The organism is Streptomyces sp. MP131-18, assembly GCF_001984575.1.
Taxonomy (GTDB): domain Bacteria; phylum Actinomycetota; class Actinomycetes; order Streptomycetales; family Streptomycetaceae; genus Streptomyces; species Streptomyces johnsoniae.
The window spans coordinates 1-11,271 of sequence record NZ_LZNS01000003.1 but is presented as its reverse complement, the minus strand read 5'-3'; the positions used below and the strand labels follow the sequence as shown (position 1 = coordinate 11,271).

The 11,271-nt window shown below is 69.2% G+C and carries 14 protein-coding genes; 6 read left to right on the top strand and 8 right to left on the bottom strand.

Annotation, left to right across the window (positions count from 1 at the left end; translation table 11 throughout):
- From STBA_RS38205 to STBA_RS35230, 7 genes are all read right to left on the bottom strand, one after another.
- On the bottom strand, nucleotides 1-650 hold a 650-nt coding region (locus STBA_RS38205; RefSeq protein WP_216356061.1), incomplete at its 3' end, for a hypothetical protein.
- Nucleotides 647-880: a hypothetical protein gene (locus STBA_RS36945; RefSeq protein ID WP_077063889.1), complete on the bottom strand. Its 234-nt coding sequence runs from the start codon at nucleotides 878-880 to the stop codon at nucleotides 647-649. The genes STBA_RS36945 and STBA_RS38205, both read right to left, overlap by 4 nt.
- A 128-nt stretch (nucleotides 881-1,008) precedes the next feature.
- Nucleotides 1,009-2,340, bottom strand: a complete 1,332-nt coding sequence (locus STBA_RS35250; protein ID WP_077063888.1) for a hypothetical protein — start codon at nucleotides 2,338-2,340, stop codon at nucleotides 1,009-1,011.
- On the bottom strand, nucleotides 2,337-2,642 hold the full coding sequence (locus STBA_RS38200) for a hypothetical protein (protein WP_171987928.1): 306 nt from the start codon (nucleotides 2,640-2,642) through the stop codon (nucleotides 2,337-2,339). Before STBA_RS38200 ends, STBA_RS35250 begins: the two co-directional genes overlap by 4 nt.
- Nucleotides 2,639-3,253, bottom strand: coding sequence for a hypothetical protein (locus tag STBA_RS35240; RefSeq protein ID WP_077063886.1), 615 nt, complete (start codon nucleotides 3,251-3,253; stop codon nucleotides 2,639-2,641). The genes STBA_RS38200 and STBA_RS35240 overlap by 4 nt, the downstream gene beginning before the upstream one ends.
- Complete coding sequence (locus STBA_RS35235) at nucleotides 3,250-3,627, bottom strand: hypothetical protein (RefSeq protein WP_077063885.1); 378 nt, start codon at nucleotides 3,625-3,627, stop codon at nucleotides 3,250-3,252. Before STBA_RS35235 ends, STBA_RS35240 begins: the two co-directional genes overlap by 4 nt.
- Nucleotides 3,624-4,121, bottom strand: coding sequence for a hypothetical protein (locus tag STBA_RS35230; protein ID WP_143659661.1), 498 nt, complete (start codon nucleotides 4,119-4,121; stop codon nucleotides 3,624-3,626). The genes STBA_RS35235 and STBA_RS35230 overlap by 4 nt, the downstream gene beginning before the upstream one ends.
- 165 nt (nucleotides 4,122-4,286) lie before the next feature.
- Between STBA_RS35230 and STBA_RS35225 the strand changes: the two genes are divergently transcribed.
- The gene (locus STBA_RS35225) at nucleotides 4,287-5,009 is read left to right on the top strand and encodes a GntR family transcriptional regulator (protein ID WP_077063883.1); all 723 of its coding nucleotides are present in this window, start codon (nucleotides 4,287-4,289) and stop codon (nucleotides 5,007-5,009) included.
- 216 nt (nucleotides 5,010-5,225) lie between these two features.
- Nucleotides 5,226-6,473 carry a hypothetical protein gene (locus STBA_RS37480; protein WP_143659660.1) on the top strand — a complete coding sequence of 416 codons (1,248 nt, stop codon included), beginning with the start codon at nucleotides 5,226-5,228 and terminating at the stop codon, nucleotides 6,471-6,473.
- Nucleotides 6,474-6,583: 110 nt separating this feature from the next.
- On the opposite strand, the gene STBA_RS35210 is transcribed toward STBA_RS37480, so the two are convergent.
- A complete protein-coding gene (locus tag STBA_RS35210; protein ID WP_143659659.1) occupies nucleotides 6,584-6,874 on the bottom strand; it encodes a hypothetical protein in 291 nt (96 codons plus the stop codon).
- Nucleotides 6,875-7,039: 165 nt separating this feature from the next.
- Here STBA_RS35210 and STBA_RS35205 point away from each other — a divergent pair, with 165 nt between their 5' ends.
- The 4 genes from STBA_RS35205 to STBA_RS35185 form a co-directional block, all read left to right on the top strand.
- Entirely contained in the window at nucleotides 7,040-7,816 is a 777-nt protein-coding gene (locus STBA_RS35205; RefSeq protein WP_077063879.1) for a ParA family protein, read from the top strand.
- Between the two features lie 106 nt (nucleotides 7,817-7,922).
- On the top strand, nucleotides 7,923-8,306 hold the full coding sequence (locus STBA_RS35200; RefSeq protein WP_077063878.1) for a hypothetical protein: 384 nt from the start codon (nucleotides 7,923-7,925) through the stop codon (nucleotides 8,304-8,306).
- Nucleotides 8,307-8,478: 172 nt separating this feature from the next.
- The gene (locus tag STBA_RS35195) at nucleotides 8,479-8,664 is read left to right on the top strand and encodes a hypothetical protein (RefSeq protein ID WP_077063877.1); all 186 of its coding nucleotides are present in this window, start codon (nucleotides 8,479-8,481) and stop codon (nucleotides 8,662-8,664) included.
- Nucleotides 8,665-10,845: 2,181 nt separating this feature from the next.
- The coding region (locus STBA_RS35185; RefSeq protein WP_143659658.1) for a hypothetical protein at nucleotides 10,846-11,271 on the top strand (426 nt) is incomplete at its 3' end.

Here is an 11,271-nt window from a genome sequence, read left to right as displayed (position 1 = left end):
ATCTGGTCGATGTGGTAGCGGTGCATCTGCTCCCCGGCCTTCTTCAGCGAGTCCGAGGCCGCGTCGACCAGGCCCGCGGCGGCGCCCAGGCGGGTGCGGACCCGCTCGTCGATGTTCCCCATCGCGAACGTCAGCCGCAGGTCCTCCAGCCCGGCCTCCACGTAGCTCACGGCGGCCTTGAGGTCGGCGCAGGCGTCGGCGATCGAGGTCGCGGCCATGCCCTGGACGGGCACCCACTGCTCGGTCTGGTCGATCACCGAAGCCCACTGGCGGGCCAGCTCGCTGCGGCCCAGCAGCCGGGCCGTGGCGGACATGTGGATCACCGGGCCTCCTCCGGTCGTGGTCGTCGTCGTGCTGGTCACGGTGCTGCCGCCGGTGACAGCGCCGCCGCCGGACACCGTGGTCACGGTCGTAGTCGAGGTGGTGGTCACCGACGGGGTCGACACCGGCGGGCGGCCGGTGACGGTCACCCGCTGCTTGTACGCCTTCCGGTGGTAGGCGAGCACGCCCTTCTTCGGCAGCGTCCACACCACCGTCGTCGCCCCCCAGGCGAACAGGTTCGAGGTGGGGTGGCGACGCAGCCAACGGCGTGCGCCGCGGCGCACGTCCTTGCGCGTGTCCGACCACGCCTCGGCGAAAATGCTGGTCATCGGGTCTCCATGTGCTGTCGGCGGACGGCCTCGACGGTCAGGTACTCGGCCATGCGGCGGTGCCCCTCGGCGGTCGCGACCGCCGCTTCGACGACGGCGGCGTCGACCTGGGCCTGGCGGGGGTCGGCGCCGACGCCGATGCCGTCCATGTGCTCGCGCGCGAGCGTCAGGTAGTGGGCCGCCGCATCGGCGTACTCGGCGGCGGTCCGCGGGGGCTTGCGTTTCACCATGCGTGCCTCCTTCTCGGCCTGGCATCCTCAGCGGCGGGAGGCCATCCCTCACCGGACCCGCGACGCGGGTTTCGCCAGTAGGCGGTGGGGCCGGCCGAGCAGCAGGCCGGCCCCACCAGGGCAGTGGTCTATTCGGTGGCGCGCGCCTGATCGCGCAGCGCCCTGGCGCGCGCCCGCCCGACACGGAGGGTGCGGCGGATCGACTCGGCCGATTCGGGGTCCATCGCCCGGCCCGTCTGCGGGTCGATCCGGCCCTCGCGCACCGCCTCGGCGAACTCGGCGGCGATCTCGGCCTCGGTCCGCGAGTCCAGGCCCTCACCCTCGCTGACCTGCGACGGTCCAGGCTCGGTCCAGGCCGAGTCCAGGTGGACCGGGCCGGTCTGCGTGCCCGTCCGCAGCGCCGACGCCGGGGCCGCAGGCCGGTCTGCGGCCGGTTCGACCGAGGCCGAGGCGAGCGCCTGACGGACAGTCCGGATGAGCTTGGGCACCAGGTGCGCGCTGATCGCCAGCCCGGCCGGGACGATCGCCCACACCAGCGAGGAGGCGACCGCAGCCGCGTCGAACGTCTCGGCGGCGACGGCGTGCAGGCCGACGTTGAGGACCAGCGCCACGCCCACGAGCGTCCACTCCAGACCCCGGTACGGGTTGGCCTCGCCCTCGCCGATCGCGCCGAGGATCTGCGCGGCCAGGATCGCGATGATCGGCAGCGTCAGCAGCGGCTCGACCATCCAGTTGATCGCCGCAGTGCCCGGCGAGAGGATGTCGAGGCAGACCTTGACGTTGAACGCGCCCAGCACTGCGGCCAGCGCCGCGGGCAGGACCGCGATCCACGGCACCCACCGCTCGGCGGCGGCCAGGCGCACGATCCGCGAGGTCGGGTCCAGGGCCCGGTCGCGCCGCTCCAGAGCGGCGGTGGCGCGGTTCTCGCGGCGGCGGCGGGCATCGGCCAGGCGCGCTTCGTGCTCGGCCTGCTTGCGGGCGCCGGCGGCGGCCAGGTCGGCGCGGAGGCGCGCGACCTTTCCGCCCAGCTCCCGCACGTGGCCGCGCTGGGCGACCGCCTGGTTGATGATCTCGCGGGTCTCAGGCTCGGAGACCGCCTCGGCCAGGACCTCGACATCGGCGGCCGACACCGCCGAAGCGCGCTTCAGGGCCGCCCGCATCGCCTGCGGGTTCGGGCGGGCCAGCTCGGTCGTAGGCCGGTCCTTGTCGTCCAGGACCACCGGCCACAGGTGCGCGTCCGCATCCGGGTCGACCTCGTCCTCGCCCGCGACGTCTTCGGCCACGACGACCGGAGCAGCTGGCGCGGGCGCGGGATGCACCGCCGGGGCCGCCGGGGCCGGGGCGGGCTGCTCGTCGACGGCCACGGCGTCGCCGAACACCTGCTGGTCCAGCAGGGCCCAGTCGACGCCGTCGCCGGGCTCGTCCGGCCCGTTCACGGTGTTCTCGGTGGTGGTGGTCATGACAGCTCCAGGGGCAGCGCAGGTTGGGTCAGGGTGGTGATGAGGCGCGCCTCGTCGTGGGCGCACCAGCCGGGGCCGGCCCCGGCCGCCATCCAGGCGGCCAGGGCCTCGCCCAGCTCATCGGGGGTGCGGTCGGTCTGGCGGGCGGCGGCCACGACCTCGTCGACGGTCGCCCCGTACCGGCACACCAGCCGGTAGAGCGCGTCGACATCCAGCGTCGACACCGCATCGATCAGCAGGTCGTAGCGGTGCGCGGCGGTGCGCGGCCGCGTCACGTACATGCCCGTAGCGCGCAGGATCATGCGATCACCGCCCACACCAGGGCCGCGGCCAAGACCAGCGCCAGGCCCCACCCGATCGCCGCGCCCCAGCGCAGCCACGGCAGCTCCCGCACCAGGGGGTAGAGCTGGCCGTTGAGCTGCCGCACCGACGCCTCCAGGGCCCGACGCTCCACCTCCGCCTCACCGAGCTCACCCCGCAGGCCCTCGATCAGCCGCGCGTCGTCGTTCATGTGCTGCTTGGCGTCGCGGTGCAGCTCCCGCTCGTCGGCCAGGGCCTCCTCGCCGAATTCGACCCGCTCCTCCAGCTCAGCGACGCGTTTGAGCAGCTTGGTCTCGGCGGCGTTCGGGCCGTTCCGGCGCCATCCAACCGCCCACGACCTGGCCCCCTGCCAGGTCCACTCACCGATAACAAGGGTCTCGCCGTTGGTGAGCGTGGTCATGTCCGCATCGGCGGCGGCCATGCATCCGCAGTCGTTGTCGCAGTGCGACCCGTCCTGGTGCAGCGCGAGAGTGAACTGGTTGCAGTTCCAGTACTCAGGGGCCTGTTGGGCACCCGGCAGGACGATCACATCGACGCCGTGGTCCCTGCTGGTAGCGCGCACGATGTACGGGACCGGGATCTTGGTGATCATGCCGCCGCCACCGCCATCCGCACCGCGGCGACCCGCAGCGGGCACGCCAACCGACGCGGCCGCACGACCGCAGCGGGCTGGATGCGCTCGGCGGCCTGCTTGACCAGGTACTCCACCCAGCGGCCAAACGAACGGTACTTCGGAACGAACGCCCAGATCTGCTCGCAGACGTCGACCCACACGTCCTGGGCGGCGTCCTCGATATCGGCGCGGGCCACGCCGCGCAGGCGGGCCGCGACCAGCGCCAGGACCGTCTCCTGGTGGGCGGCGTACAGCTCAGCCAGGGCCACGTTGTCGCCGCGAGCGGCAGCCACCGCCAGCGCATCGGTCTCGACCGAGTACAGGGACGTCGTGGTCTTCGTGGTGGTCTTCATCGCGAGCCACCGCCGATCCGGCGGTCGCAGGTGGAGGCGTAGTGCGAGCCGCCGCAGATCGTGCAGGTCACCAGCTCGAGGCCGCCGACCTTGACCGGCTCGATCTCGGACGCGGGCTCCAGACGGCGGTGCGCCGGCGCCACGCCCCCGCGGATCCACCCCGCGTAGTAGGACGGGAGCCGCTCGGCCAGCGCCAGGCACTCCTGGCGGACCGGGCACGGGGCGCAGAGCCGGTCGGCGATCATGCCGACCCGCTCATCCCAGCGGTGCTGCGGGATGCGCTCGTGCGACTCCGGCGGAGCCAGCCACTGCTCCATCCAGGCGCCCGCCTGGTCGGACGGCATGCCCGCCACGTTCGTGCAGTGCGCGGAGGCCGCGACCTGCACCATCAACTCGTCGGTCTCGATCTCCTCGCACGCCATCTCAGCGGCGACGATGCGGCCGAGCGCCTCGGCCTGTACGGTCTCCATCGGCATGTGGACCTCATCTCCCATGTCACGTCCTGGTCAGGGGTAGGGCCCTGACCAGGGCTTTTTTGTTCACAGAGCAGTTATGATCTACTTGAAATCGCCTTGCTCTACGGACTTACTATACACAAATAGTAGAGCAAGAGGTAGAGTAAAACAAGATAACGTAGAGCAAGGAAGGAGGAAGGGGACATGACCAGGGGTTATGCAGAAATCGCGGAGCATTTCCGCGTGGAGATCCGCAGCGGAAACCTGCGGCCCGGCGACCGGCTGCCGACCGTCAAGAGCGTGATGGAGCAGTTCGACGTCTCGAATAACACCGCCGTTCGCGCCTACAAGGTCCTCAAGAAGGAAGGGCTGACCACGTCCGCCCGAGGGGCTGGCACGGTGGTAGCGCACCACGGCAGCGACAACATCGCGGCACGGGTCCGAACCTTCGCGGCAACGGGCAAGGCTCTGGCAGCCAACGAGACATCCGAAATCATCGAGGTCGGCACGGTCAGTGCTGAAGAGGCTGTGGCGTCGCGACTGGACATTGAGCCTGGTACCCCGGTTCAGGTTCGGCGGCGACTCGTCAGTCGTGACGGAGTGCCGGTGCATCTGTCGTCGTCGTTCTATCCCTCGTACGTCATGGAGGTGGCTCCCGAGCTGGCACAAAAGATCTCTACCGGTGGCTCCCGAGAACTCGCCGCAGAGCGGTTGGGAGCAAAGCAGGGGCATGTCTTGGAGGAAGTGACCGCTCGACTGGCGACTGATCCCGAGAAATCAGCGCTCGGCCTCACTGGGGCCGTGATCGTGACGCAGGTGGCGAGAACCGTGTTCCTGACGGACGGACGCGTCGTCGAGGTCGCGATTAAGGTCGTGAGCGGATCGACAGTCCTGCGCTGGTCAACCTCTCTCACCGAGGACGCATAAGCAGAAGGGGCCCGCGGTTGCAACCGCGGGCCCCTTTACAGAACGTGCAGGGAAGACTGCACGAGTAGCCTCAAACACGAAAAGGGGGTCGGAGTAGCCGCTCCGACCCCATGCTCAGTACGTGTACGTCTGGTATGGCGACCTAACAGATACCAAGCGATCTGCTCGTCTAGTGTATCTGCGGTCGCGGCTCCGGCGTACATGTCGGGAAGGACAATGATGGCCGCCACCGACCGTGGATTCACCGTTCAACTGGGGTCCGACTGGGAAGCCCTGGCGAAGATGCACGTCCGCGTGCCCCGCCCGTGGGCCCGCATGGGCCTCAAGCCAGAGGACCTGGGGTTTCTCACTTGGCTGCTCTCACACAAACCGAACCAGCCGCTCAGCGCCAGATTCGCCGCCCAGGGCCTCTCGTGCAGCCCCGACCGGATCGAGGCCATCTGCAAGCGCCTCGAGGCCCGCGACATCCTCATCCGCCGACGTGAGCGCGACGACGCCGGCCGCCTCCGCGGTGCCATCTGGGAACTGATCCCGCCCCCCGAGTTCCGCGAGCTAGCTCGCGCACTCGCGGCCGCCCAGGGGGAGCCAGAACCGGAATTTCCCGGTTTGGACACTACCAGCGAAAACACCGCCCACGCCGAGACGAAACCGCAGGTCGGAACCTATCCGGAAAAAACCAGATCAGGAAAAACCAGATCAGGTAAATCCGGCACAAAGGAAGTTCAAGGGAAAGGGAATTCAGGGGAAAGGAACACACACCCGGCCACGGTCGGCGACCTCCCGCCCCGTGGAAAGCAGGGTCCGGTGTGTGTGGATGAATTCCGAGACGACGCTGACGCGGCAATCCGAGGTGCGATTGACCAGGAGGCGAACCTCCGGCTCGACCGGCCCGACCGCGAAGTACTCGTCGCGCGGATCACGGTCCTGATGCAGCGGGGGTGGACCAAGGAGATGGTCCAGTCTCGTCTGAGTGGCCGTACGAACAGCGGTACTCGCAGGCCGGACGTCATCCTCGGACGGGCGCTAGACGCCCTGGAGGCCGAGGAGCCGCCTACCGGCCGGGCGGCGAATGCCGATCGGGCCTTCGCTCTTCAGGAGGCCCTGGACCGAGCTGCGGTCCTACTGCGCGACCACGACCAGGAACTAGTCCGGGTCACCAGCTGGCTCAACACCGCCAGGCCCGCCGAGGTGACAGGGTGGATGGACCAGTCCGACGAAGAGATCCTCGCCGCCGTCGACGTCACCCCCACCCATCGCAATCCGGCTCCCGCGCAGCGCACTGAGAGCACCAGGAGCACGGGCACCTCCCAGCTGCGACGGGAGGCCGCCGAACGTGCCGTCGAGCTCGGCGCGCCCACAGAGGCCGCACAGCAGTGGGCCGCCGGGCGGAAATCGTGGGAACTGCTGCGGTGGCTGGAGGCCGAGGAGACCGATCAACGGGAGTCGCTGCCGATCGCAGCCTAGAATCGCGTAACGGCCTCTGTGGGCGCGTAGGACCGATCCTGCGCCCCCCACAAGGCCGTTTCGCGTTTCCGGGCCGTCTACGGCGTTCTGAGGCCGCCGGGAGGCCGTCCCTACCCCAGGCCGGGTAGGGGCTCCTGGCGGCCGGTCGGGTCGATGCCGCGCGACGCCAGGCACCGGGCGCAGGAGACCGGCGCGTCGGTCGGGATGATCCCGGCCACGGGGCCGGAGGCGGTGCCGACGTGGCACAGCGGCCCCGGCGCGGTCACCCCGCCCAGCCAGCGGACCTGACCGACCGCGTGGACACGACCGGTCGGACTCAGCCGCAGGTTTCGGCCGTCGAGCATGGCGGCGGCCTGGGCCGCGGCGCCGGCCAGGATCTCGCCGAGACTCGAAGTGCTCATGTCGGCCATGTCCCTACCCTAGGCGGTGGGCCCAGCTCCCAGCTCTCACACCAGGCTCATACCTGCCTCATCAGCGAGTATGAGGCCAGTAATACCCAAGTCACACGCACATCAGAGACGTGTGGACTCTGGTATGAGACCGCGCCGAGGCCGTAGGCTCAGCCCATGACGATCGTGATTGCGATGACCAATCAGAAGGGCGGCGTCGGCAAGACGACGACCACCATCAACCTTGCCGCCGCACTGGCCCGCATGGACTACTCGGTCGGCATCGTCGACCTCGACCCCCAGCACCACCTGTCCAACACCTGCGGCGTGACGGTGCCGCTCGATATGGAGACCTGCTTCCCCGAAGCCCTGGTGAACGCCCAGCTCCACACGCCCGAGATCATCGGCGGCCTGCCCGTGCCGTGGAAGCCGGGCGTCGAGATCGTCCCCTCCAACCTGCGCATGGTGAACTCCGAGCGGCTCCTCTACGGCGAACGCGGCCGCGAATCCAGACTGAAGTCCCTGGTCAAGCTCTGGGCGGCGACCCGTGCCTGGGAGGTCTGCCTGATCGACTGCCCGCCGAGCCTGGCCCTGCTCTCGGACAACGCCCTGGTCGCGGCCGACCAGATCATCATCCCCGTCGAAGCCGAGGACTCCAGCCTGTTCGCCCTGGAGCTGCTCATGGTGCAGCTCCGCTCCATCCGCGCCGAGCTGAGCATCGACCCCGAGGTCCTGGGCCTGGTCGTCAACGCCTACGACAAGCGCCGCGGCTACGAGGTCACCTCCACCTACGAGGCCCTGAAGGCGTTCCAGTTGCCGATCCTCGCCACGGTCAAGGACCTGGCCGACCTGCGCCGCGCCTGGCGGGCCGGGGACTCGGTGTACGACATCGACCCCGATGGCGCCGCCGCCCAGTCCTACACCCAGCTCGCGAAGACGCTAATCGCTGGCTGAGGCCGGGGTGAGGCCGGTACGAGACGCCTCACCCGCGCCTCCAACTCAGCTCATACTGACCTCATACTCACGTAATACCCATGTCTGACCAGGAGAGAGACCGCACATGACCAAGCGCCAGCGCCTGGCCCCGAAGGGGCTCGAAGCCGCCGAAGGCGCGGCCGCGATCCTCAGCGGCCGCTACGCCGACCGCGAGGACGCCCCCGAGCCCGAACCGCCGGCGCCCGCACCGGAGCCTGCGAAGCGCACGTCGACGGCCGCCGCGCGGCGGCCGCCGCGCGGTGACGCCGAGGGCATGACCCGCCGGACCTACTACCTCCAGGCCGCCGACGCCGACGCCCTCGAAGAGGCCGTCGCCGCCATCCACAACACGTTGCGCGCCCGCGTCCCCAAACACCACATCCTCGGCGCGATCCTCAACGACGGCATCACCCGCCGCGACGCGATCACCCAGCGCCTGAAGGACGAGCTCCGCGCCGAACTCGACTGAGGAACGTGGGCCAGGAGGAGACGACCGGCCCGAAAACCAGCCGGTGACCTGCGGCGGCGCAAACGGCAATCACCGCCTGGCCGTCGACGGCCACCGGCGCCGCTCGGCGAGGCGAGCGGGCGGGGAGTTCGTAGCCTGGGTCCATTTGCAACCGAGCTTTTCTGGAGGCACCATGTCGGCCCACGACCGTGAACTGACCAAGGCTGCGATCACCCACGCTTACGACGAGGCTGTGACCAGGCCGGAGTCTGCTCAGGTCTACACCCAAGTAGCGGTCGCACAGGCGCTGCTCGAAGTCGCCGATGCGATTCGAGACCTCGCCGCGGCCGAGCGTGGCGAGCAGCAGATGCCAGGTTAGTCCTGTTCCCAACGAGACGTCATGGCGTCTAGACGTCAGGCCCGCAGCATCGGTGAGCTGCGGGTCTGACGCATTCTCGGCAGGGTCCGTCTCCTCCTGGACCACGACGCCGAGGCCAGATTCGGGTAGGCCCGGGTGGGCGCAGGGGCGCCCGGCAGCGACGAGGAGACCGCGCGGCCACGGCGCCGAGGACGTGCTCGACGCCGTCGTGCTCGGCGTCGACTCCGGGACCGCCGGGCTCGCGGCCGCCGGAACGGAGTCCAGGACCGCTTGGGCCGGCGGCCGTGGCGGTCGGCGGCATCACCGCCCGAGCCGGTCGGGCTACTCGCCGCCGCGAGCGTCGGCTTCGGCAAGGTCCGGCCGCCATCGCCTATAGCGCTTCCGCGGGGGAATATATGTCGGACCAGGCCACCGGCCCAGGTAACCGGGTCTGGCCTGCGTGGACACCGGGTAGTCGGGCTGTGGGGCGTGCGGGGGGCGGACCGGGGGTGCATGTGCGGGGGCCAGCTTCCGGGGGGCAGCCTCCGGGGCTCGTGTGGACCGGCCCGGCCGAGCGGCGGCCGCCGTCGCGTCCACGGCCGTCTTGTGGGGTCTCGACAGGCCGGCACCCCGGGACCGCTGTGGGATTCCTCCAACCCCTCGGCCGCCGCCGACCCGTCGACCGGGCCGCGCCGCGTCGACCCATCGACCGGGGGCCGGTGACTACCCTCCGGCTACCCTCCCGGCTACCCGACATTTCCGCACACGATCGCACGGATTTTTTCTACCGAGAAGCAGGGTTCCCGCAACAAGGGGCCGGGCGTGTCGGGAAAGGTAAGGGCTCCCCGGTACGAATCAGGGAGCCCTTTGGTCAAGCCGTGTCGCCGTCAACGAACTGCTCGACGCTGTGACCCAGCATACAAGTGGGCCGTGAGCTAGGGGAGGGAGACGTGCGCTGCCGCACTGAGCGTTCGATCGCACGCCTGCGAATCCGTTGCTAGCCGCGCGACGAGTATGACATTCCCGGTAGGGGCGCCGCTGGAACCGTGACCCAGTCGATAACAAAATGACATCATCCGGCGTGTCGACTTGCCCTCGGCTGTCCACCCGTATCGCCGAAGGCAAAACCACTGCCAAATGCTACGCAGAGTGATTTGAAAAACCAAGTTCTGTCACTGGCGTTATTCTCATGGCCTGAGTGGAAGAATTCCGGGCCCCGTCCGGACCCGTCCGGGACCTGTTCGGAATCGTGGTCCGCATAAGGCCATTTACAATCATGGTGGAGCTCTGGCGTACGAATCCGACAGCCACCGCTGTCGGAGCCGGGCTCTCGACGATCACGCCCGTGTCGCCGTCACAACAAGGCTCTCGGCCGACGTCCGCAGGACGTCGGCCTGAGGCCGTTATAGCAGAGGACTGCTATGGAGAACAAGTCTCAATCGCCGGGGCCAGGTCGGCCGAAGAAAGTTTCTGCCACCGCTCTGACCACGGTTTTCGCTCTCATTGCCCTCGCCGCGTTCGCGCTGATGCGGGGGGAGCCGGCCTTCGCGTCGGCGACATTGGTCGGCTCGATAGGAGGAGCCGCAGTTGGCATCCTGAAAGCCGGGTCGGGCCGCGGCCCCGATTCGCCACCGGATAGCGGTGCTCGATGCCGACATCAGGGAGACCTGCCTGAATAGGCGCGATTTTGTGCGCTGAGTGCGATCGCAACGGGGGCGTCCCGGCCGGGACGCCCCCGTTGCGATCGCCGGACCATGGAACAACCGGAATTGCAATTCGCGTGGTCGAAAGAGATTTCATGCCCATATTCGGGCCGCGTTAGTCCAACTCTCCGCAGGAATCGCAGAGCCACCCGTTCAGTGGTGCCGGTGTCGTGCCGCAGCCGATGCACACCGCCTTCCCGCACGAGAAGCACCGCATCGCTGCGCCGTCGCCGAGCTCGCGTCCAGTGGCGAGCTCCTCGGACCGGCACCCGTCGAGGCAGCGCCTGTCATCGCCGGTCGCCATCAGCATCTGGTCTGCCATGCGCCGATCCTATGTTCGCCAGAACACCCGCCAGGGCAGACGCGCCAGCGAAAGGCCAGCCCCGCGTCGAGCGGTGCGAGGTCGGTCTTTCGTGTCGTGATCACGCCCAAAAATTAGTCGGAAATTCGACCGATCGAATACTAGACCGGTCGGGAAAACTGGCGTACTCTCGGAGGCGTGAATCTTTCCGAAGCTCTCCAGTCAGTGAGGACGCAGGCGCTCGCGTTCGAAGAGCAGCGCCGCCTCCTGCTCCACACCGCCGTCGACGCGCACATGGACCACGGCCTCGGCGCCAACACCATCGCGACGAACCTCGGCGCCTACGCCGGCGGACCGGGATGGGGCCGCGACCGCGTCCTGGAGATCCTCCGCGCCGCCCGCACCGCCCGCGCCGCCAACACCGCGCTGGGCAAAGCCGACCTCGCCAACGTCGTCCAGGCCATCCACACCCAGCCCCGCAGCGCCGACGAGATCCCGCTCTCGGTCCCCGACACCATCGCCCGCCTCACCGTCCTGACCGGAGCCCACCTCGGCGTCGGCGGAGCGAGAGCGATCCTCGCCGTGCTGAACACCGCCGGCCTCACCGTCGACGCCGACGACGCC